We start from the raw sequence: 20859 nt of genomic DNA, 5'->3' as shown, positions 1-20859 counted from the left end.
TTGGACCGGTGACCGAACCCCGCCGCCCGATCGCCGAGATGCCGCTGCGCGTGCGCTACCACGAGTGCGACGGCCAGGGCATCGTCTTCAACGCCCACTACATGGCCTATGTGGACATGTGCGCCTTCGAGGCGGAGAAGGCGCTCTTCGGCTCCCACGACGAATTCCTGGCGCACGGCACGGACGTCGTGGTGGCGGAGGCGAACCTGAAGTTCCGCGAGCCCGCGCGTTACGACGAGGAGCTCGTGGTGTCGCAGTACCTGACCCACCTCGGGACGACGTCGCTGATCTTCGACTTCGAGATCCACCGCGGCGACGCGCTCGTGCTGGCGGCGAACGTCCGGTACGTGTTCGTCGACCCGGCCACCGTGCGGCCCACGGCTCCGCCGGACGCGGTCCGCAAGGTCTACTCGGCCCTGCTCGGGGACTGACGCCCGTGTTCCGCGTGCTCTTCTACCACCCGGAAATCCCGCCGAACACGGGCAACGCGATCCGGCTCGCGGCGAACACGGGCTGCGAGCTGCACCTGGTCGAGCCGCTGGGGTTCACGTTGGAGGACAAGCAACTCCGCCGCGCCGGCCTCGACTACCACGACCTCGCCCGCGTCCGGGTGCACGCCTCGCTGGAGGCGGCGTGGGAAGTGCTGCTGCCGGCCAAGGTCTACGCGTTCAGCGCGTCGGCGACCCGCCTGTACACGGACGTTTCCTACGGCCCCGGCGACGTCCTGCTGTTCGGGCCGGAGTCGGTCGGGCTGCCGCCGGAGGTGCAGCAGGCCCCGGAGGTGACCGACCGCGTCCGGCTCCCGATGCTGCCGACGAGCCGCTCGCTCAACCTGGCCAACACGGCGGCCATCACGATCTACGAGGCCTGGCGCCAGAACGGCTTCGCGGGCGCGTGATCACCGTCCGGTAGGTTCGCCGGATGCGACAGCAGTTCCTGGGGGCGCTCATCGGCGCCGCGTTCGGCACCGTGTTCGTACTGGTCAACTCCGCTGCCCCGCTGCCGGCGGCGCTCGCGTGGGTGCTGCGGGCACTCGCCGTCCTCGCGCTCGCGGCGGTGGTGGTCCTCGGGGTCCGCGCGGGCGGGCGGCCGACGCTGGAAGGCCGGCCGGTGTTCGGGCCGAGCTACCGGGTGATCGTGACCGGGGAGGTCGTGCTGCTCGTCGCCGGGTTCTTCGTGCTCAGCCTGCTGGACGCGCCGGTGCAGGCGAACGTCGCGTGGATCGCCACCGTCGTCGGCCTGCACTTCGTCGCGCTGGCTTCGGCGTGGAAGACGCGGTCGATCCTCGTGGTCGGGGTGGTGCTGACCGTGCTCGGCGTCGTCGGTCTCGCCCTGCTCGGGAGCGCGGCCGGGTGGGTGCCGTTCGTCAGCGGCGTGCTGTCCGGGGTGACCCTGCTCGGCGGAAGCCTGTACGGCGTCCGCCGAGCCTGAGTCACGGGAGTCTCTGGCCCCAGAACAGGCTGGCCGCCGCGCCCAGCATGAGCAACAGCGTCCCCACGACCACCCAGGGCTTGCTCGCGTCGGCGTCCTTGAGCTCGTAACCGATCTGCTCGCCGAGATCCGCGTAGACCTTCTTCAGCTCCTCGGCACTCGCCGCCTTGTAGAAGTCACCGCCGGACAGTCGGGCGATTTCGCGCAGCGACTCGTCGTCGACGCTCACCGGCTGGGCCTTGCCGTCGATGTCGACCGAACCGTGGGTGGTGCCGAACGAGATCGACGAGATCGGCACGCCCGCCTGCTTCGCCGCCTGCGCGGCCGTGTATCCGCCGCGCGCCGCGTAGAGGTCTTCGGGCACGGTCTGCTTGCCGTCCGACATCAGCACGATCCGGGCCGGTGGTGGCCCGTCGGCGCCGCCCACGACGCTGGAGAAGCTCTCCACCGACTGCAGGGCCGCGAAGATGCCCTCGCCGGTCGCCGTCGACTGGGCCAGCTTCAGGTTCTCGATCGCCTTGATCACACCGTTGCGATCCGTCGTCGGGTTGACCAGCACGGTCGCCGTGCCCGCGAACGAGATCAGGCCGAGGTTGATGCCCGGGGTCATGTTCTGCGCGAACTGCGTCGCCGCGTCCTGGGCCGCCTTGAGCCGCGTCGGCGCGACGTCGGTGGCCTCCATCGACAGCGACACGTCGATCACCAGCATCACGGTCGCCCGGTTGCGCGGCACCTTCTGCTCGGCGGTCGGGCCGGCCAGGGCCACGGTGAGGATCAGCAGCGACAGCACGATCAGCACCGCGGGCAGGTGCCGGACCCAGCCCTGCGTCTTCGGCGCGACCTTCTCCAGCAGCGCCAGGTTCGCGAACCGCATGGTCCGCTTCCGGCGCGCCCGCTGCGCCAGGACGTACCCGGCCGCGACCGCCGCGACGGCGATCAGCAGCAGGAACCACCAAGGCGCGGTGAAGCCCGTCAAGCTCATGCGCGCACCTCGCAGACGCTCGGTGCGGCCTGAGCCGGCGACGCCGTGTCGAATGGTTCGGTCGCAAGCTCCACGGTGCCGAATGGTTCGGTCGCAAGCTTCCTCACGCGACACCCCCCGACCAGCGGCGCTTCCGGGCGACGACGAACCGCACCATGTCGGCGATCCAGTCGGCGTCCGTGCGCAGCGTCAGGTGCGCCGCGCCCGCGCGCCGCAGGCCGGCCGCCACCGTCTGGCGGTGGGCGTGGGCCGCGGCCCCGAACTCCTTGCGCAGCAAGGCCGACGCATGCACTTCGCGTTGCTTCCCTGTCTCCGGGTCGGCCAGCACGACGGTGCCCACCTCGGGCAGGTCGACGTCGCGCGGGTCGAGGACTTCGATCGCGATCAGTTCGTGCCGCCCGCCCAGCGCCCGCAGCGGCCGCTCCCACGACGTGTCGCCCAGGAAGTCGGAGATCACCACGGCGAGGCCGCGACGGCGCGGCGGGCGGCGCAGCTGCTCCAGCGCGTTCGCGAAGTCGCCACGGGTTCCTTCGGCCGCGCGCGGTGTCTCGGCCAGCTTCCGGACCAGGCCGCGGGCGTGCGCGAGGCCGCCGCGCGCCGGGATGCGGGTCGTGTCGGCGCCGGTGGAGACCAGCGCGCCGATCCGGTTGCCGCCGCCCCCGGTCAGATGCGCGACCGCCGCGACCGCGCAGACCACCAGGTCACGCTTCTCGCACAGGGCCGTGCCGAAGTCGAGGCTCGCCGAGAGGTCCGCGACCACCCACGTCTCCAGCTCGCGGTCGGCGACGGTCTCGCGGATGTGCGGGGTCGTCGTGCGGGCGGTGACCGCCCAGTCCATCCGGCGGACGTCGTCGCCGGGCTGGTACGGGCGGGCCTCACCGGGCTCGGACCCCGGCCCCGGCACCAGGCCGAGGTGGTTGCCCTGCAGGAGCCCGTCGAGCCGGCGCCGGACGTCGAGCTCCAGCGTCCGGAGCCCGGCTTCCAGCCGGTCGCCGCGCAGTACCGGCGGCGCCCACGAAGGGCGGGTGCCCTTCTCGTTCTTCGCCATCGCTGGGTTACCTGACCGGCGCGCCCGCCGGGACCGGGCCGCCCTGGCCGGCCCCGCCCTGCGGCCGGGCCGAGACCTGCGGCAACGGCACGGTCTGCAGCACGCGCGTGATGATGTGGTCGATGGGCACGCCGTCGGCCAGCGCGTCGTAGGACAGCACGAGCCGGTGGCGCAGCACGTCCGGCACGACGTCGACGACGTCCTGCGGCAGCACGTAGTCGCGGCCGCGGACCAGGGCCAGTGCCCGGGCTGCCGCGATGATGCCCAGGCTCGCGCGCGGCGAAGCGCCGTAGGACACCCAGCCGGCGACGTCGGCGAGGCCGTGCTCGTTCGGCGTCCGGGTGGTCAGCACGAGCCGCACGACGTAGTCGACCAGCGCGTGGTGCACGAACACCTGCGACGCGACACCCTGCAGCCGGACCAGCTCGGACGGCGAGAGCACTTCGTGCGGGGTGGGCGGGGCGACGCCCATCCGGTAGATGATCTCGCGCTCTTCTTCGGCCGTCGGGTACTCGACGACGATCTTGAACAGGAACCGGTCGCGCTGCGCTTCCGGCAGCGGGTACACGCCCTCGTTCTCGATCGGGTTCTGCGTGGCCAGGACCAGGAACGGGTCGGGCATCGGGAACGTCTGCCCGCCGATCGACACGTGCCGCTCGGCCATCACCTCGAGCATCGCCGACTGGACCTTCGCCGGCGCGCGGTTGATCTCGTCGGCGAGCACGAAGTTGGCCACGACCGGGCCGAGCTCGACGTCGAACCGCTCGGCGCCCTGGCGGTAGATGCGGGTGCCGAGGATGTCGGCGGGCACCAGGTCGGGGGTGAACTGGACGCGCGAGAACGAGCCTCCGACGACCCGGGCGAACGTCTCGACCGCGAGCGTCTTCGCCACGCCGGGCACGCCTTCGAGCAGCAGGTGGCCCTTGGCCAGCAGGCCGACCAGCATCCGCTCGACCAGGCGGTCCTGGCCGACGATGATCCGCTTGACCTCGAACACGGTCCGCTCCAGCAACTGGGCGTCCCGCGCCGGTGTCGCCTGCTGGCCGTTCCCGCCCTCGGCGTAGCCGGGCTCGGTCACTCTGCCTCCTCGAAAGTTCGTGCGCCGCCCCCGCGACGATCATCACGCGGTGCGACCGTACTGCGTCCCCCGGTCGTTCGTCCGTCCGGCACGCGGACGTCCACCCGTAGCCAACACCTTCCCCGGTGTGACATCTGTGAAGCTCAGCCGCGCCGCTCGAGGTCGTCCGGGGTGTCGATGACGTCGGCTTCGCCCAGCTCGGCCCGGACGTCGGCGATGCGCAGCCCGGCCAGGGTGCCCGGGAGCGACGCGTCCGCCGGGTCGCCGGGCAGGGCGTCGCGGAGGGCAGCCACCCGCCAGGCGCCCAGCAGCCAGCGCCGGGCTCCGGCGGCGTCCACGAGCACCGCGCCGTCACCGTCGCCGATCGCCGCCACCAGGCGGTCCACTGTGGACCGCCGGACGCCCGGGAAGCCGTCGGCCAGCACCGCCACCGCCTCGGCGTCGTCCGGGACGAACGCGAGCCCGGCGGCGACCGCGGCCACCGTCCCCGGCACCGGCTGCCGGGTCCAGAGGACGTCGAAGCCCGGCCGCCGCGGGCCGACGGCGATCACCCGCTCGGCGCCGTCGAGGGCGTGGATCGCGCGGGCCAGCAACGGGTTCCGGCCCGCCGGCGACGGCCTGTCCACTCCGGACGGTCCGCCGGCCACCACGATCCCCGCGTAGCGCATCCCGGGAATCTAGCGGCCCAGCACGAGGTAGGTGAAGCCCAGCACGCCCCGGTAGTCGCGGACGTACTGGCGCAGCCGGCCGTCCAGCCAGTCCCGCACCGCCGGCGCCCGCGGATCGGCCGGGTGCCCCACCAGCCACTCCTGCAACGCCAGCCGGGAGATCGATTCGAAGTCGTCCCATTCGAGCTGGTCGGCCACGCTGAAGTGCAGCACCCGCCAGCCCGCGGCACCCGCCGCGTCGAGCAGGTCCGGCAGCGACAGCATGTCCGGCCCGAAGATCTCTTCGGCCGCGGGGTTCGGCGGCACCGCCCAGAAGCCGTCGCCGTAGAGCAGCCGGCCGGCCGGAACCACCCGCGCGAGCCCTTCGAGCGCGGCCTTAGTCGAGCCGAAGATGTGCGCCGCGCCGATGCAGAAGGCGCGGTCGGCGGGTTCGGCCCAGGTCGAGGCGTCGGCCTCGACGAACTCCACGGCGCGGTCCCCGGCCGCCACCCGGCCGCGGTCGAGGCCGGTGACGTCGGTGTCGACGCCGGTCCCCCGCAGGCCCGGCGTCCGCCCGACGGCCCGCGAGAGCAGTTCGCCCCAGCCGCAGCCGAGGTCCACGAGGTGGCCGGCGGCGCCCAGGTCCATGCGGTCGAGCAGCAGCTCGGCGTGCGCCTCGGACAGGGGCGTGTTCCAGCGCATCCGCGAGCGCCGCAGCGCGTTCAGTTCGTCGTCCACCGGGGGATCTTCAGGCCCGCGCAGGGACGGCGTCGACCGGATTTCCGGCATACTCGGGCGGTGACCTACACCGTGGAGCCGCGCGTCGACGCCTACATCGACGCCCTGCCGGAGTGGCAGCAGGCGATCTGCCGCGAGGTCCGCGAGCTGGTCCACGCCGCGGACCCCGAGGTCGTCGAGACCATCAAGCGCACCCGGCAGCCGTACTTCGTGCTCGAGGGCAACATCTGCGCCCTGCTGGCGGCGAAGGACCACGTCAACGTGTTCGTCTACGACGGCGGCATCGTGCCCGACCCCGAGGGCATCATCACGGCCGGGCACGGCAACAAGACCGCGCGCACCGTCGCCTTCCGCGAAGGCGAGCCGATCAACGCGCCCGCGCTCACCGCGATGTTCCGGCAGATCATCGCGAACAACCGGGCCGGCGGCTGGCGCAAGCTCAAGCGCGAAGCCGGGGCTTAGCCGATCAGGCGGGTCGCGTAGGGCATGATCCCGCCGTAGCGGACCGGGGCGACCCGGACCCGCAGGCCGGACTGCGGCGCCTCGACCATCTGCCCGCCGCCCAGGTAGAGCGCGACGTGGTGGATGCCGCCCGCGCCGCCCCAGAACAGCATGTCGCCGCGGCGCATCTGGGACAGCGGCACGCGCCGCCCGGCCGTGTACTGGTAGCCGCTGTAGTGCGGCAGGCCGGTGACCCCGGCGAACGCGTAGATCATCAGCCCGGAGCAGTCGAAGCCGATCTTGTTGTAGTCGCCGTAGCTGTCGGCGACGCCGCCGTCGCGGATGCCGCGCGTCGGGCCGCCGGCGTTGCCGCCGCCCCAGGCGTACGGCAGGCCGACCTTCGACAGCGCGCGGGCGATGACCGCTTCGATCGACGACCCGGCCGGGCCGGACGGCGCGGGCCCGGCGGACGGGCGGCCGCCCCCGCCGGAACCGAGCGCGGCCTGACGGGCGCGTTCGTCGTCCTCGCGCTGCTTCTCGGCGAGCCAGTCCTGGTAGCGCTGGCGCTGGCCCTGCAGGCCGTTGACCTTGGACTGCGCGGCGTAGAGCTGCTGCTCGACGTCGGACTTGTTCTTCTCGAGCTGGGTGTTCTGCGACGCCTGGCTGTCCTGGGCCTGCTCGGCGGCCGTCTGCGCGGAGTCCGCACTGGTCTTCGCCTGCCGGGCGGCGTCCTGCTTCTGCTGGGCGATCTCCGCGGCCTTGCGCGCGGCGGAGTCCTTGTTCGCCTTCTCGGTCTGCGCCTGCTGGAGCCGGTCGAGGGCGTTGAGCCGGTCGCCGCCGACGGCGTCGAGCAGCTGGGCGCGGGCGAGCATGTCCTTGGGGCTGTCGGCGCTCAGGTACGCCGACAGCGAGCCGACCGTGCTGCCCTGCTGGAAGCTCGCGGCGGCGAACGTCTTGAGGTCGGTGCGGGCCTTCTCGATGGCGGCGGACGCGGCGTCGGCCTCGCCCCGGGCGGCCTTGGCGTCGTTCTCCGCCTGCGCCGCCGCGTCCTGCGCGGACTGCAGGTCGACCAGGGCCTTGTTGGCCTCTTCCTGCTTGAGCTCGACGTCGTCCTGCAGCTGCGACAGCTTCTGCTCGGCCTGGGCCAGCTGGTTGGTCAGCCGGCCGACCTCGCCCGCCTTCGCGTTGGCCTCGGCCTTGCTGTTGTTCAGCTCGGAGTCGCTCGGGTTCGGCGGGGGCGGTGGCGCCGCCAGGCCCGTGCCGCCCAGGCCGAACAAGATCACCAGGACCAGGGTGCTCACGGTCAGTCCGCGGCGGGTGCCCGGCACTCCCCAGCCCCTGCGCCGTTCCGGCACGACCGCCCACCTCCGCTCACCTGCGCACATCGCGCGTCACTGCAGTCACACCACTATCACAAGCATCACCGGAAACTTACACACCGTAGGCACCAATTCCCCTTATTGAGGGACCCTCGCAACGGATGGCGCAGCCCACACCGCGTGTCGTCTTGAACCCCAAACAGGACACGCGTACTGTTTGGGGCACCGCGAGGTGTGCCATCCCGAATCCGGTCCTACGGTGGGGGTGCGCAAGACTCGCCACCACCGAACCCGACCGAACTGACCCGGGACTCGACCGCCGCACCGGCGCGGAAGTCCATGCCACTGGAGTTAGACGTGACCGCACCTGCCAGCAAGGACAGCTTCGGCGCCAAAGACACGCTGAAGGTCGGCGACGCCTCGTACGAGGTGTTCCGCCTGAACAAGGTCGAGGGCGCCGAGCGGCTGCCCTACAGCCTGAAGATCCTGCTCGAGAACCTGCTGCGCACCGAAGACGGCGCGAACATCACCGCCGACCACATCCGCGCGCTCGGCTCGTGGGACCCCAACGCCGACCCGTCGATCGAGATCCAGTTCACGCCCGCCCGCGTGATCATGCAGGACTTCACCGGCGTGCCGTGCGTCGTCGACCTCGCCACCATGCGCGAGGCGGTCACCGACCTCGGCGGCGACCCCGACAAGGTCAACCCGCTCGCGCCGGCCGAGCTGGTCATCGACCACTCGGTGATCATCGACGTCTTCGGCCGCGCCGACGCCTTCGAGCGCAACGTCGAGATCGAGTACGAGCGCAACCGCGAGCGCTACCAGTTCCTGCGCTGGGGCCAGGGCGCCTTCGACGAGTTCAAGGTCGTGCCGCCGGGCACCGGCATCGTGCACCAGGTCAACATCGAGCACCTCGCGCGCACGGTGATGTCCCGCAACGGCCAGGCCTACCCCGACTCCTGCGTCGGCACCGACTCGCACACCACCATGGTCAACGGCCTGGGCGTGCTGGGCTGGGGCGTCGGCGGCATCGAGGCCGAGGCGGCCATGCTGGGCCAGCCCGTGTCGATGCTGATCCCGCGCGTCGTCGGCTTCAAGCTGACCGGCGAGATCCCGGCCGGCGTCACCGCCACCGACGTCGTGCTGACCATCACCGAGATGCTGCGCAAGCACGGCGTGGTCGGCAAGTTCGTCGAGTTCTACGGCGAGAGCGTCGCCCAGGTGCCGCTGGCCAACCGCGCCACCATCGGCAACATGAGCCCCGAGTTCGGCTCGACCGCGGCGATCTTCCCGATCGACGACGAGACCGTCCGCTACCTCAAGCTGACGGGCCGGTCCGCGGAGCAGGTCGCGCTGGTCGAGGCGTACGCCAAGGAGCAGGGCCTCTGGCACGACGCGTCGCACGAGGCGTCCTACTCCGAGTACCTCGAGCTGGACCTCTCGACGGTCGTCCCGTCGATCGCCGGCCCGAAGCGCCCGCAGGACCGCATCGAGCTGTCCGACGCGAAGTCGTCCTTCCGCAAGTCGATCCACGACTACGTGGACGGCGAGCAGCCGACCCCGCACACCAAGGTCGACGAGGCCGTCGAGGAGTCCTTCCCGGCTTCCGACCCGGCCGCCCTCTCGTTCAAGGACGAGGACGCCGTCGACCTCCAGTCCGCGGCCAACGGCGGCAACGGCCGCCCGTCCAAGCCGGTCAAGGTGTCCAGTGCCGACCGCGGCGAGTTCATCCTCGACCACGGCGCCGTCGTGATCGCCTCGATCACCTCGTGCACCAACACCTCGAACCCGTCGGTCATGCTCGGCGCCGCGCTGCTCGCGCGCAACGCCGTGGACAAGGGCCTGTCGGTCAAGCCGTGGGTGAAGACGTCGATGGCGCCGGGCTCGCAGGTGGTCACCGACTACTACACCAAGGCCAACCTGTGGCCGTACCTGGAGAAGCTGGGCTACCACCTGGTCGGCTACGGCTGCACCACCTGCATCGGCAACTCCGGCCCGCTCTCGGACGAGATCTCCGCGGCGATCCAGGAGAACGACCTCACCGCGGTCTCGGTGCTCTCGGGCAACCGGAACTTCGAAGGCCGGATCAACCCCGACGTGAAGATGAACTACCTCGCGTCGCCGCCGCTGGTCATCGCCTACGCGCTGGCCGGCACGATGGACTTCGACTTCACGAACCAGCCGCTGGGCCAGGACACCGACGGCAACGACGTCTTCCTGAAGGACATCTGGCCGACGGCGCAGGAGATCCAGGAGACCATCGACTACGCGATCACGCAGGAGATGTTCACCAAGGACTACGCCGACGTCTTCGACGGCGGCGAGCGCTGGAAGTCGCTGCCCACCCCGGAGGGCAAGACCTTCGAGTGGGACACCGAGTCCACCTACGTCCGGAAGCCCCCGTACTTCGAGGGCATGCAGGCGGAGCCGGCGCCGGTCACCGACATCACCGGCGCGCGCGTGCTGGCGAAGCTGGGCGACTCGGTCACCACCGACCACATCTCCCCCGCCGGCGCGATCAAGCCGGGCACCCCGGCCGCGCAGTACCTGACCGAGCACGGCGTGGAGAAGAAGGACTTCAACTCCTACGGCTCGCGGCGCGGCAACCACGAGGTGATGATCCGCGGCACCTTCGCGAACATCCGGCTGCGCAACCAGTTGCTGGACGACGTGCAGGGCGGCTACACCCGCGACTTCACGCAGGAGGGCGCCCCGCAGGCGTTCATCTACGACGCGGCCCAGAACTACGCGAAGGCGGGCACCCCGCTGGTCGTGCTGGGCGGCAAGGAGTACGGCTCCGGCTCGTCGCGCGACTGGGCGGCCAAGGGCACGTCGCTGCTGGGCGTGCGCGCGGTGATCACCGAGTCGTTCGAGCGCATCCACCGCTCGAACCTGATCGGCATGGGCGTCATCCCGCTGCAGTTCCCGGCCGGCGAGTCGGCCGCGTCGCTGAAGCTGGACGGCACCGAGACGTTCGACATCTCGGGCATCACGGCGCTCAACGACGGCGACACCCCGCGCACGGTGCACGTCACGGCGACCAAGGCCGACGGCACCAAGGTGGAGTTCGACGCGGACGTCCGCATCGACACCCCGGGTGAAGCGGACTACTACCGCAACGGCGGCATCCTGCAGTACGTGCTGCGGAAGATGACGCAGGCGTAAGGGTTTCCGCCCCGAAGGCCTCCCCATCGAGCAGGTGGGGAGGCCTTCGTCGTCCGGATGCCCGGCGGGTTCCTCCGCTCCGGCTAGGCGGACACGGCGTCCCAGCGCACGCTGGACACCGACGGCTCCAGCGAAAGCCGCGAAACCGCCGCCTCCATCTGGGCGTCGTCGCGCTGGTCGCCGATCAGCTCGGCGCGGACCTCGACCGTGCGGTCCTCGAGGTCCGTGCTCAGCACCGACAGCAGCCGGAAGTCCGTGCGGGTCAGCGACTGCACGAGCAACGCCCGCACGTGCGCCTCGGTCGCGTCCCGCGTGACGGCCTGGAACGCGTACTTCGTCGGCGTCTCGTCGCCCGACTCCGGGCGGCGGTCGACGACCCGGCCGAGCGGCCGCAGCACGACGTTCACCCCGACCACGACCGCGGTTCCGGCCGCCGCGACGACGTACAGGCCCGCTCCGGCCAGGGCGCCGACCGCCGCCGAGCACCACGGGGTCGCCGCCGTGTTGAGGCCGCGGACGTTGAGGCCGTCGCGCAGGATCACGCCGGCGCCGAGGAACCCGATGCCCGAGACGATCTGCGCGGCCACCCGGGTCGGGTCGGCGTCGCCGCTCGAGCTCAGCCCGCCGAAGCCGTGCGCGGACAGCAGCACGAACAGCGTCGCGCCGACCGCGACCAGGGCGTTGGTGCGCAGCCCGGCCATCCGGGCGCGGAACTGGCGCTCGAACCCGATGACGGCGCCCAGGCCGACGCCGGTCCCGACGCGCAGCAGCATTTCGAAGATGGTCATGTCCGACTCTTTTCCGGCGTGCGCGCACTGCCGGACAGGGAGGAGACCGGACGGATCAGCCCAGCCGGAAGCCTCCGGTGAGCGCACGCCCGGTCGTCCGTTGACTGTCCGCTGGCATGTGCCGCTCACCTCGCTTCCGTTGCTCGTGGTTGATCAACCGCACCACTGTAGCGCCCCGAGCGCGCACCCGGCTGTGATGATCGCTACGCCCGGTGCCCACGCCGTGCACGACTCTGCCGGGCACGGGAGGAAACGGGCCGGGGCGACAGCGTCACCCCGGCCCGTTCGCCGTGTCCTAAGAGGTTTCGAACGGCTGGACGTTCGGCTGGAACACCTGGCCGCCGGCCGGGACCTTGAGGTCGGTCAGGTAGTCCGCCACGGCCTTGTCGACGCCGAGCGCGTCACCGAGGATGCAGTGGCCGAACGCGTCGACCGACAGCAGCCGCGAGTTGCCCAGCTCGGCCGCCATGCGCCGGCCGAACTCGTACCGCGTCGCCGGGTCGTAGTAGTTGCTGACCACGACGACCGGGACGTCCGTCTTGGCCCGCCACGGGCCGCGGTAGACGTCCGGCTTCGTCGCCGGCCACACCGGGCAGGCCGCCGTGTCGGCGAACGCCTGGTAGCGGCCGAAGGTGCGCGACTCGCGCTCCCACCGGGCGGCGATGTCCGGCACCTGCTCCTGCTTGATCTTGAACGGCTTGTCGGAGCAGTTGACGGCGAAGTACGAGTCGTCGCTGGTGTAGGGGCTGTCCGGGTTCTGGTCGGCCAGGCCCTGCTTGCCCTTCGTCAGCACCTTGAGCTGCTTCGCCTGCAGCGTCTGCGCCTGCGCGCCCGCCGGGTGGATGGCGTTGTAGAGCGCCTGCAGGTCCTCGGCCAGACCGGGGAACGCCGAGGGCGAGTACAGGACGCTCGAGACGCCGCCGGTGAAGCTGTCGATGTCGACCGACCCGCCACCGGGGATGGTGATCGGCTGCTTGCGGAGGTACTCCCGCAGCTCGTCGAACTTCGCGCGCGGCGTGCCGTCGCTGAACGCGCACTTCGGGCCGGCCTGGTCGCAGCGCTTGAGGAACCCGTCGAGGGAGATCTCGAAGCCCTGCGCGCGTTCGCGGTCGTACTCGACCCCGTCGCTGGTGCGCAGCGCCGGGTCGACGTTGCCGTCGATCACGATCGCCCTCGACTGCTTCGGGAACATCCCCGCGTAGGTCGAGCCGATCAGCGTCCCGTAGGAGAAGCCGACGTAGGTCAGCTTCTGGTCGCCGACCGCCGCGCGCAGCGTGTCGAGGTCGCGCACGACGTCCTTGGTGGACATGTGGTTGAGCAGCGAACCGGCGTTGTTCTTGCAGAACTGCCCGTAGTCGCGGTAGCCGGCGAGCGTCCCGGAGATTTCGGCGCGGCTCAGCGGCACCGGGATCTGGGCACCGAAGACCTCGTCGGCGTCCTCCTGGGTGGTGAAGCAGCGCAGCGGGTTGCTCTGCCCGACGCCGCGCGGGTCGAAGCCGATCAGGTCGAACCGGTCGAGGACCGACGGCTGGAAGTAGTACTGCCCGCTGATCGGCATCCGCAGGCCCGAGCCGCCGGGGCCGCCGGGGTTGAGGAACAGCGAGCCGACGCGCGTGTCCGGCGTGCGGGCGGCGCGCTTGAGCAGCGCGATGTCGATCGTGCCCAGCGACCCGTTGTCGTGGTCGATCGGCACGCGGTAGCGGGCGCAGCTGTAGTACTTCACCTGGTCGGCGGGCACCCCGGCCAGAGTGGCGGCCGAGCAGGCGCCCCAGGCGACCGCCGCGGTCGTACCGATGGCGGCGGGCTTGACCGCCGCGTCCTCGGCCGCCGCCGCGGTTCCCGTCGTCCCGGCGGCGCCGAGCCCGGCCACGAGCGCCCCCACCAGTGCGAACGACCGCACCCGGCCTCTTGTGGATCTCCGCAAGACGTCTCCTCCCTTGGTGGCGTACTCGCCGCGCGTCCGAGACGTCACGGCGCGTTACCCGGGAGAGACTGGCACAAACCGGCGAATACCGTCACCGGCCGAAAGGATGGTGGGAACCTACCGGGCGAGCCGGGTCAGCAGGAAAACCGGCAACGGCCGGCCGGCCTCCTGCTGCTCCATCGCGTACCCCGGCCAGAAGGCGAGCAGCTCGCCCCACATCCGCTGGTACTCCTCGCCGGTCAGCTCCCGTGCGACGACCTCGGTCGGCTTCCCCGCGAGCGCGACCTCGGCCTTCGGGTTCGCGCGCAGGTTCAGCGCCCACGCCGGGTCGTTCGGGCGCCCCCAGTTGGACGCCGTCAGCACCAGGTCGCCGCCGTGCGGGAAGTAGAGCAGGTTGGTGCTGCGGGGCAGCCCGCTCTTGCGGCCGGTCGTCGTGAGGCGCAGGGACGGCAGCCCGGCGAGCGCCACGAGGCTCACCCGGCCGCCGAACGCCCGGTGCAGTTTCTTGTCCGCCCACACGACGAACCGGGCCGCGCGCATCAGCCACGGCTTGGTGCCGAGGGCCCGGGCGAGCGCCCGGAGAGGATTAGCCACGCACGGATTTTGCCAGGCTCACCCCGAACCGCTGCTGGGAGTCGGTCCACCAGTGCTCGAGGGCGAACCCGGCCGCGGCCAGCTCCGCCTCGACGCCGGCCGGGCGGAACTTCGCGGAGATCTCGGTGCGGATGTGCTCGCCCTCGGCGAAGGCCACCGTGAGGGCCGCGCCCGGGATCTCGACCGTGTGCGCGCGCCGGGCCACCAGCCGCATTTCGATCCACTCGTGCTCGGCGTCCCAGTGCGAGACGTGCTCGAACTCGTCGACGTCGAAGTTCGCGCCGAGGCGGGCGTTGATCACCCGCAGCACGTTCTTGTTGAACTCGCCGGTGACGCCCGCCGCGTCGTCGTAGGCGCGTTCGAGGATGCCCGGGTCCTTCACGAGGTCCGTGCCGAGCAGCAGCCACTCCCCCTCGTCGAGCACGTCCCGCACCGAACTCAGGAAGGTCGCGCGTTCGGCGGGCAGGAAGTTGCCGATCGTGCCGCCGAGGAACGCGACCACCCGGGGCTGGCCGCCGGGCAGCAGGTCGAGGTGCTGGGTGAAGTCGCCGACGACGCCGCGGACGGTCAGGCCCGGGTAGTCCTTCGAGATGGCGTCGGCGGCTTCGGCGAGCGCCGATTCGGACACGTCGAGCGGCACGAACGCCTCCAGCGTTCCGTGCCCGGTCAGCGCGTCGAGCAGCAGCCGGGTCTTCTCGCTCGACCCGGACCCCAGCTCGACGAGCGTGTGCGCGCCGGTCAGCTCCGCGACGTCGGCGGCGTGCGCGGCCAGCACCTCACGCTCGCTGCGGGTCGGGTAGTACTCCGGCAGCTGGGTGATCTTTTCGAACAGCTCGCTGCCCTCGGCGTCGTAGAACCACTTGGGCGGCAGCCACTTCCGCTCGGCGGTGAGCCCGGCGACGACGTCCGCGCGCAGTTCTTCGGTCACGGCATCGCCGGAACGGTGGTGGTCGAGATCGACTTCGGTCATGAACGCTCCTGGGTCAGGGGAAGCAGGTCGACGCCGGCCGCGGTGGCGCGCACGGCGTGGTGGTCGGGGACGGGTTTCCACTTCGGGTCGCCGTCACACGGTTCGGACGCCAGCAGCACGCCGGCCGGGGTCTCCAGCACGGACAGCGCGTGGGTCCAGGCGGTACCGACCAGCGTTTCGCCGTCGGTCAGCAGGAAGTTGAGCCGGGAGCCGGGCGCCGCCGCCTCGACGGCGGCGGTCAGCCCGGCCACGGCGTCCAGCGGGTCCTCCCCCGCTTCGAGCCGGGCCCGCAGCAGCGCCCAGAGCACGGCCGAGTCCGTCGGCGCCTCCAGCGTCAGCAGCTCGGTGACCGGCAGGGTCTTCGCCAGTTCGGCCAGCGAGCCCGGCCAGCCGCGGACCACGCCGTTGTGGCTGAACACCCAGCGCCCGGCGGTGAACGGCGCCGCGGCCGCTTCGGTCACCGGCATGCCGGTGGTGCCGTTGCGGACCGCGGCGACGAACGCGCCCGAGGTCACCGACGCGGCCAGCGGCGGCAGCGTCTCATCCGTCCACAGTGGAGTGGACCGGCGGTGGCGCAGCGGCGGCGAGCCCGGGCCGGGGTACCACCCCAGCCCGAACCCGTCGGCGTTCACCGAGCCGCCGCCGCGCATGTCCGCCGGCGCGTAGGACTGCACCAGCAGGGAGTGCGGGGCGCGGAAGACCGCCTCGGCGGGTGAAGCGGGTTCGCCGAGGTATCCGAGGTGGCGGCACATGCGCCTAGCCCACCTCACCGGGTGAGGCGTCGCGGGCCGTGCGGAACCCGGCGAAGATCTGCCGCCGGATCGGGTAGTCCCAGTTGCGGAACGTGCCCCGGATCGCCGCCGAGTCGGTGCCGAACGAACCGCCGCGCAGGACCTTGTACTCGGGTCCGAAGAAGACTTCCGAGTACTCCCGGTACGGGAAGGCCGCGAAGCCCGGGTAGCCGTGGAAGTCGCTGCTCGTCCACTCCCAGACGTCGCCGATCAGCTGGTGCACGCCGGTCGGCGACGCGCCGGCCGGGTACGCCCCCGCCGGCGCCGGGCGCAGGTGCCGCTGGCCGAGGTTGGCGTGCTCGGCCGAGGGTTCCTCGTCACCCCACGGGAACCGCCGCGACCGCCCGGTCGCCGGGTCGAAGCGGGCCGCCTTCTCCCACTCCGCCTCGGTCGGCAGGCGCCGCCCGGCCCAGGCCGCGTAGGCCTCGGCCTCGTGGAACGAGACGTGCACGACCGGCTCGTCGGCCGGGGGCCGCTCGTGGACGCCGAACCGCGTCCGGTACCAGCCGTCCTGCTCCCGCTTCCAGAACCGCGGGGCGGTGATGCCACTCTCCCGCAGGTAGGCCCAGCCGGCCGGGCTCCACCAGCGCTCGTCGGCGTAGCCGCCGGCGTCGAGGAATTCGGCGTACGCCCCGCACGTCACCGGGACGGTGTCCATCCAGAACGCTTCGACGGCGATTTCGTGCGCCGGGCGCTCGTTGTCCAGCGCCCACGGCTCGGCCGACGTGCCCATGGTGAACGCTCCACCCGGGACGAGGACCTCGGTGGGCAGCGCGCCCGAGCGCGTGGGCGGCGGCTCCGGCGCGTGCAGCACCGGGTCGCCCTGGCGCAGCTGGTGGGTGGCCAGCATGGTCTCGTCGTGCTGCTGCTCGTGCTGGGTGATCATGCCGAAGGCGAAGGCCTGCTCGGTGAGCCGGCGGCCTTCCATCGGCGCGTGCTCCAGCACGTCGAAGGCCTTCTCGCGGACCTGCTTGACGTAGGCGCGTGCCTCGGCCGGGCCCAGCAGCGGCAGCTCCGGCCGGTCGGCGCGGGCGTGCTGGAAGGCGTCGTAGATGTCGTCGATGTCCGGCCGCAGCGGCTCGCGGCCGCCGACGTCGCGGACCAGCCACAGTTCTTCTTGGACGCCGATGTGCGCCAGGTCCCAGACCAGCGGCGACATCAGTTTGGAGTGCTGGCGGACCAGGTCCTCGTCGTCGACCGCGTCGGTCAACGCGACGCTGCGCGCCCGCGCCCTGGTCAGTGCTTCGGCCGCCCGGGCGCGCAGGTCCTGCGCGCTCAGGTCGCCCAGTGCTTCCGTGCTCATGATTCGCTCCTCGATCGGTACGCGCGCCCCTGCACGCTCTCGCTGATCTCGGTGATCGACTCCGCCTTCAGCCCGGTGACGCCCAGCTCGGCGCAGCCGAGGTCGGCCAGCTCCGCCGCCGCGGCCGCCAGCTCCGGGTCGGCCAGGCCGTGGTGCGCCGCCTCGGTCCACCGGTCCGCCACCGGCGCGCACACGGCGCGCACCTTGTCCACAGTGGACGGACGGGCGAGCAGCGCGGCGACCAGGGCCACCGGCGGCAGCCACTGGTCGGGCGGCTGCGCGTCGAGGTACCGGATCTCCAGGTACCCCTGCGGGCGGACCGGGGTGAACATCGTGGTCAGGTGGTAGTCGAGGTCCGCCGCCGTCGGCTTCGGCAGGAGCGCGGCCGCGCCCTTGCCGTCGATCCAGTCGGCGAACGTCAGCCCCTCCGGCGCGTCCCACGGCCGGTCGCCGCGGGGCAGCACCATCAGGGGGACGTCCATCAGCCGCCCGGCCCACGCTTCCGCGGGGTCTTCGCCCGCCACGCGGGCCGTGCGGGTGCGGACCGCCTCCGTTTCGTGCACCGCCAGCCAGCGGGCGGAGGCGTGTCCCGTGTCCTGTCCGGCGTGGACGCGGGAGTTGGCGAAGAGGGCGAGCAGGGGCGGGCCCATCGCGTGGGCCGCGGCCCACCGGGCGGCGTAGTGCTCGGGCTCCCCCGTGTCGACGCAGACCTGCAGGCCGGCGGTGCTGCACATCATCGTGATGCCGCCGGGACCGATCGGCGCGAACCGGCGTTCCATCGCCGCGTAGCGCGGCGTGTGCAGGACCCGGCGCGGCGCGCGGTGCGCGTCGATCCCGGTTTCGCCCAGCACGAGGCCGTGCCGGGCGAGCCGGTCGCGCAGGTGGTGGAGGTCGGCCGTGACGACTGCGTCGAGTTCGCGCAGGGAGGCCTGGGGAAGAGCGGAGATCTCGACCTGGCACCCGGGCTCGAGGCTCACGGGCGAACCGGCCGGGAGGGGCGAGGCGGGGCTGTCGGGGCGGAGCGTCCGCGGGGTGTGCGGACCCAGCGCCGTGGCAAGGACATCGGGATCGAGGGGTCTGGCCGGGTCATCGGCATCGTGCACGGTGAACTCCAGCTCCACGCCGGTCAGGCGGGGTGGGCCGTGCTTGAAGCACACCGATGCGACGTACGCCTCCCCGGCCGCGCGGTCCGCCAGGACCCGCGCGGTGCGGTTCGACGCACTACCCGACTTCTCGGGGAAATCGTGCACCGCTGTCATGTCCGTTCCTGTTCCGTGTGGTGGAACTTCTTGACTTCGGACGCTACACGCGGGGTACGACAAAATCAGGCCGGATCTTGCGTGGCAAGACGGGTTCACCAGTCTGTAAGAAGTCCCGGATCAGGGCAAAGCGGACTCCGTGCCCAGCCCGAGCTCGGCCGCCGAGGCCCGCACGGCCTCGATCACCAGGTGCAACGCGGGCCGCCGGAACGCGGTGCGCCGGTAGGCGATCGAGACCGTCCGGAGCAGCGGCGTGGTGAGCGGGACGACGTCGATCCCGGGCGGCCGCAGCAGCCGCAGGCCCAGGTCCGAGACGAGCGTGATGCCGAGGCCGGCGCCGACCATCGCCATCGCCGTCGACTGCTCTTCGACCTCGTGGTTGATCTTCGGGGCGAAGCCGTGGCGCTGGCACGCGATGCGCATCGCGCGGCCGAAGTGCGACTTCGCGCTGGCGAGGATCCACGGGTGCTCGGCGAGGTCGTCCAGCGACGCCGACCCCGACGGCATCGCGCCCCGCGGCACCGCGGCGTGCAGCCGCTCGACGGCCACGACCGCGCGTTCCAGCCCCGCGTCCCACGCCGCCGGGGTGTCGGAGTAGTCGATGACGAACGACAGGTCGAGCGTGCCGTCCCGGACGGCCTCGGCGGTCGCCTCGGGCGCCAGTTCGCGGGTGCGGACCTCGATCCCGGGATGCTGGTCGGCGAGCGCGATCAAGGCCGTCGGCAGCAGGCCCGAAGCCACCGACGCCCAGACGCCGGCCGTCAGCCGGACCGTACGGGCGTCCTGGGCCTCTTCCAGGGCGAGCGTGGCGCGTTCGACCGAGCCGAGGATCTCCTCGGCGTGCTCGGTGAGCAGCTTCCCGAGCTCGGTGAGCTGGACGCGGCGGCCGAGCCGCTCGAACAGCTTCGCGCCGACATCCCGCTCGAGCTGCGCGAGTTGCTGCGAAACCGCGGACGCGGTGTAGTGCAGCGACGCGGCTGCCGCGGTGACCGTGCCCTTGCGCTGCAGCTCGCGAAGCATCCTCAATCGGTGCAACGAAAGCTCCATGCACCAAACCTAAACGAGATCGTGCAGGAGCGTTAAATGGACGCGGCCGCCGGGCCGGGCGCACTCTCGGGGGAGGCGGTCAGGGAGACCGCCCCGAGCATCCCCTGGAGGTGAGTGGCCTGATGACCCCGCGCAACACCGAACCGCTGATGCGGCTCACGTGGACCGACCCCGTCACCGGTGCGAACGGCTACCTGGTCGTGCACAGCCTGGTCTCCGGCGTCGCCACCGGCGGCACCCGGATGCGGGCGGGCTGCACGATGACCGAGGTCGAGGACCTCGCCCGGGGCATGGCCAACAAGACGGCCACCTTCAACCTGCCGGTGGGCGGGGCGAAGGGCGGCATCGACTTCGACCCGAAGGACCCGCGCGCGTTCGGCGTGCTGAAGCGCTTCTGCTCGTTCCTGCGGCCGTGGCTGGACGCGCACTGGGTGACCGCCGAGGACCTGGGCGTGCCGCAGCACCTCATCGACGAGGTGTTCGCCGAGCTCGGGCTGGAGCAGTCGTACCACGCGGCGATCCGCCGTTCGGCCGATCCGGCTCGTACCCTGCGCCGGGTCCAAGCGGGCCTCAACGCGCCCGTGCCGGGCGGGCTGCTGCTCGGCGACGTGGTCGGCGGCTACGGCGTGGCGCAGGCGTGCCTCGGCGTCGCGGCGGCGTGGGACTGGGACCTGACCGAGACGACCGTGGCGATCCAGGGCATCGGCACGATGGGCGGCGGCGCGGCCTGGTACCTGCACGAAGCCGGGATGAAGGTGGTCGCGGCGGCCGACGCCGCGGGCACGTTGTACGACCCCGCGGGCCTGGACGTCCCCGCCCTGCTCGAACTGCGTGACCGCTTCGGCGAGGTGGACCGCACGCGGCTGCCGGAGGGGGTGCGCTCGCTGCCCCGCGAGGCCGTCGTCGGGATCGACGCGGACATCTTCGTGCCGGCGGCGATCTCCTACGCCCTGCGGCCGGACAACGAGAACCTGGTCAAGGCGTCGGTGGTCGTCGAGGCCGCCAACGCGGCGACGACGCCGGAAGCGGAAGCCGCGCTGTCGGCCCGTGGCGTCGCCGTGGTGCCGGACTTCGTCGCCAACGCGGGTGCGGCGGCCTGGGCGTGGTGGCTGCTGCTGGGCGAGGTCGGCGCGGACCCGGCCGACTCGTTCCTGCGGCTGCGCACGGAGATGCAGGCCAAGGTGGCGCTCCTGCTGACGGAGTGGAACATGGACCGGCTGCCGCTGCGCATCACCGGGCTGAAGCTGGCCGAGGCCAACCGCGCCCAGCGGGCCGAAGCGGCCCTCACACCCGAGGGTGAGCCTCAGCTGCTCATCCCGTGAACCCGGCCG

Annotated in this window: 20 protein-coding genes; 6 read left to right on the top strand and 14 right to left on the bottom strand. The window is 72.0% G+C overall.

The genetic code is table 11. The annotated features are described in order from the left end of the window. The first annotated feature begins 8 nt into the window (after positions 1 to 8). The 3 genes from ACWEN0_RS12910 to ACWEN0_RS12900 are packed head-to-tail and all read left to right on the top strand — an operon-like array spanning position 9 to position 1431. Complete coding sequence (locus ACWEN0_RS12910; RefSeq protein WP_451972509.1) at positions 9 to 431, top strand: acyl-CoA thioesterase; 423 nt, start codon at positions 9 to 11, stop codon at positions 429 to 431. A 5-nt stretch (positions 432 to 436) separates the two neighbouring features. After that, positions 437 to 898, top strand: a complete 462-nt coding sequence (locus ACWEN0_RS12905) for a tRNA (cytidine(34)-2'-O)-methyltransferase (RefSeq protein WP_451972507.1) — start codon at positions 437 to 439, stop codon at positions 896 to 898. Between the two features lie 23 nt (positions 899 to 921). Then, a complete protein-coding gene (locus tag ACWEN0_RS12900) occupies positions 922 to 1431 on the top strand; it encodes a hypothetical protein (RefSeq protein WP_451972505.1) in 510 nt (169 codons plus the stop codon). Position 1432: 1 nt separating this feature from the next. Here ACWEN0_RS12900 and ACWEN0_RS12895 read toward each other — a convergent pair whose 3' ends face one another. The 5 genes from ACWEN0_RS12895 to ACWEN0_RS12875 form a co-directional block, all read right to left on the bottom strand. Then, positions 1433 to 2413 carry a VWA domain-containing protein gene (locus tag ACWEN0_RS12895; RefSeq protein ID WP_451972503.1) on the bottom strand — a complete coding sequence of 327 codons (981 nt, stop codon included), beginning with the start codon at positions 2411 to 2413 and terminating at the stop codon, positions 1433 to 1435. A gap of 103 nt (positions 2414 to 2516) precedes the next feature. Continuing rightward, on the bottom strand, positions 2517 to 3461 hold the full coding sequence (locus tag ACWEN0_RS12890) for a DUF58 domain-containing protein (RefSeq protein ID WP_451972501.1): 945 nt from the start codon (positions 3459 to 3461) through the stop codon (positions 2517 to 2519). Between the two features lie 7 nt (positions 3462 to 3468). After that, the gene (locus ACWEN0_RS12885; RefSeq protein ID WP_160697712.1) at positions 3469 to 4539 is read right to left on the bottom strand and encodes an AAA family ATPase; all 1071 of its coding nucleotides are present in this window, start codon (positions 4537 to 4539) and stop codon (positions 3469 to 3471) included. A 143-nt stretch (positions 4540 to 4682) separates the two neighbouring features. Further along, positions 4683 to 5207, bottom strand: a complete 525-nt coding sequence (gene mobA / locus ACWEN0_RS12880; protein ID WP_451972499.1) for a molybdenum cofactor guanylyltransferase — start codon at positions 5205 to 5207, stop codon at positions 4683 to 4685. A 9-nt stretch (positions 5208 to 5216) separates the two neighbouring features. Next, the gene (locus tag ACWEN0_RS12875) at positions 5217 to 5924 is read right to left on the bottom strand and encodes an SAM-dependent methyltransferase (protein WP_451972497.1); all 708 of its coding nucleotides are present in this window, start codon (positions 5922 to 5924) and stop codon (positions 5217 to 5219) included. A gap of 60 nt (positions 5925 to 5984) precedes the next feature. Here ACWEN0_RS12875 and ACWEN0_RS12870 point away from each other — a divergent pair, with 60 nt between their 5' ends. Then, positions 5985 to 6386, top strand: coding sequence for a DUF1801 domain-containing protein (locus tag ACWEN0_RS12870; RefSeq protein ID WP_451972495.1), 402 nt, complete (start codon positions 5985 to 5987; stop codon positions 6384 to 6386). On the opposite strand, the gene ACWEN0_RS12865 is transcribed toward ACWEN0_RS12870, so the two are convergent. Beyond that, positions 6383 to 7693 carry an NlpC/P60 family protein gene (locus ACWEN0_RS12865; RefSeq protein WP_451973300.1) on the bottom strand — a complete coding sequence of 437 codons (1311 nt, stop codon included), beginning with the start codon at positions 7691 to 7693 and terminating at the stop codon, positions 6383 to 6385. The genes ACWEN0_RS12870 and ACWEN0_RS12865 overlap by 4 nt on opposite strands. A 348-nt stretch (positions 7694 to 8041) precedes the next feature. Between ACWEN0_RS12865 and acnA the strand changes: the two genes are divergently transcribed. Continuing rightward, on the top strand, positions 8042 to 10852 hold the full coding sequence (acnA, locus tag ACWEN0_RS12860) for an aconitate hydratase AcnA (RefSeq protein ID WP_451972493.1): 2811 nt from the start codon (positions 8042 to 8044) through the stop codon (positions 10850 to 10852). A gap of 83 nt (positions 10853 to 10935) precedes the next feature. Here acnA and ACWEN0_RS12855 read toward each other — a convergent pair whose 3' ends face one another. The 8 genes from ACWEN0_RS12855 to ACWEN0_RS12820 all read right to left on the bottom strand — a co-directional run bounded on the left by ACWEN0_RS12855 (position 10936) and on the right by ACWEN0_RS12820 (position 19528). After that, positions 10936 to 11640, bottom strand: a complete 705-nt coding sequence (locus ACWEN0_RS12855; RefSeq protein WP_451972491.1) for an MgtC/SapB family protein — start codon at positions 11638 to 11640, stop codon at positions 10936 to 10938. Between the two features lie 295 nt (positions 11641 to 11935). Then, positions 11936 to 13540, bottom strand: a complete 1605-nt coding sequence (locus tag ACWEN0_RS12850) for an alpha/beta hydrolase (RefSeq protein ID WP_451972489.1) — start codon at positions 13538 to 13540, stop codon at positions 11936 to 11938. A gap of 141 nt (positions 13541 to 13681) precedes the next feature. After that, positions 13682 to 14104, bottom strand: coding sequence for a nitroreductase family deazaflavin-dependent oxidoreductase (locus tag ACWEN0_RS12845; protein WP_451973298.1), 423 nt, complete (start codon positions 14102 to 14104; stop codon positions 13682 to 13684). A 46-nt stretch (positions 14105 to 14150) separates the two neighbouring features. Continuing rightward, the gene (gene egtD / locus ACWEN0_RS12840; RefSeq protein ID WP_451972487.1) at positions 14151 to 15128 is read right to left on the bottom strand and encodes an L-histidine N(alpha)-methyltransferase; all 978 of its coding nucleotides are present in this window, start codon (positions 15126 to 15128) and stop codon (positions 14151 to 14153) included. Further along, positions 15125 to 15880 carry an ergothioneine biosynthesis protein EgtC gene (egtC, locus tag ACWEN0_RS12835; protein WP_451972485.1) on the bottom strand — a complete coding sequence of 252 codons (756 nt, stop codon included), beginning with the start codon at positions 15878 to 15880 and terminating at the stop codon, positions 15125 to 15127. Before egtC ends, egtD begins: the two co-directional genes overlap by 4 nt. Before the next feature lie 4 nt (positions 15881 to 15884). Then, complete coding sequence (egtB, locus tag ACWEN0_RS12830; protein WP_451972483.1) at positions 15885 to 17222, bottom strand: ergothioneine biosynthesis protein EgtB; 1338 nt, start codon at positions 17220 to 17222, stop codon at positions 15885 to 15887. Then, on the bottom strand, positions 17219 to 18481 hold the full coding sequence (locus tag ACWEN0_RS12825; RefSeq protein ID WP_451972481.1) for a glutamate-cysteine ligase family protein: 1263 nt from the start codon (positions 18479 to 18481) through the stop codon (positions 17219 to 17221). Before ACWEN0_RS12825 ends, egtB begins: the two co-directional genes overlap by 4 nt. A 120-nt stretch (positions 18482 to 18601) precedes the next feature. After that, positions 18602 to 19528, bottom strand: a complete 927-nt coding sequence (locus tag ACWEN0_RS12820; protein WP_451972479.1) for a LysR substrate-binding domain-containing protein — start codon at positions 19526 to 19528, stop codon at positions 18602 to 18604. A 122-nt stretch (positions 19529 to 19650) separates the two neighbouring features. On the opposite strand from ACWEN0_RS12820, the gene ACWEN0_RS12815 reads away from it, so the two are divergent. Continuing rightward, positions 19651 to 20850: a Glu/Leu/Phe/Val dehydrogenase dimerization domain-containing protein gene (locus ACWEN0_RS12815; protein ID WP_451972477.1), complete on the top strand. Its 1200-nt coding sequence runs from the start codon at positions 19651 to 19653 to the stop codon at positions 20848 to 20850. Positions 20851 to 20859: the final 9 nt, after the last annotated feature.

The organism is Amycolatopsis sp. NPDC004378 (assembly GCF_053602455.1).
This window is presented reverse-complemented; position numbering and strand designations above follow the sequence as displayed.

Coding starts and splice junctions, on each gene's coding strand:
- ACWEN0_RS12845 (WP_451973298.1), bottom strand. CDS start 14,104: ATGCGCGCGGCCCGGTTCGTCGTGTGGGCGGACAAGAAACTGCACCGG.
- ACWEN0_RS12815 (WP_451972477.1), top strand. CDS start 19,651: ATGACCCCGCGCAACACCGAACCGCTGATGCGGCTCACGTGGACCGAC.
- ACWEN0_RS12900 (WP_451972505.1), top strand. CDS start 922: ATGCGACAGCAGTTCCTGGGGGCGCTCATCGGCGCCGCGTTCGGCACC.
- egtD (WP_451972487.1), bottom strand. CDS start 15,128: ATGACCGAAGTCGATCTCGACCACCACCGTTCCGGCGATGCCGTGACC.
- mobA (WP_451972499.1), bottom strand. CDS start 5,207: ATGCGCTACGCGGGGATCGTGGTGGCCGGCGGACCGTCCGGAGTGGAC.
- ACWEN0_RS12825 (WP_451972481.1), bottom strand. CDS start 18,481: ATGACAGCGGTGCACGATTTCCCCGAGAAGTCGGGTAGTGCGTCGAAC.
- ACWEN0_RS12895 (WP_451972503.1), bottom strand. CDS start 2,413: ATGAGCTTGACGGGCTTCACCGCGCCTTGGTGGTTCCTGCTGCTGATC.
- egtC (WP_451972485.1), bottom strand. CDS start 15,880: ATGTGCCGCCACCTCGGATACCTCGGCGAACCCGCTTCACCCGCCGAG.
- ACWEN0_RS12890 (WP_451972501.1), bottom strand. CDS start 3,461: ATGGCGAAGAACGAGAAGGGCACCCGCCCTTCGTGGGCGCCGCCGGTA.
- ACWEN0_RS12855 (WP_451972491.1), bottom strand. CDS start 11,640: ATGACCATCTTCGAAATGCTGCTGCGCGTCGGGACCGGCGTCGGCCTG.
- egtB (WP_451972483.1), bottom strand. CDS start 17,222: ATGAGCACGGAAGCACTGGGCGACCTGAGCGCGCAGGACCTGCGCGCC.
- ACWEN0_RS12820 (WP_451972479.1), bottom strand. CDS start 19,528: ATGGAGCTTTCGTTGCACCGATTGAGGATGCTTCGCGAGCTGCAGCGC.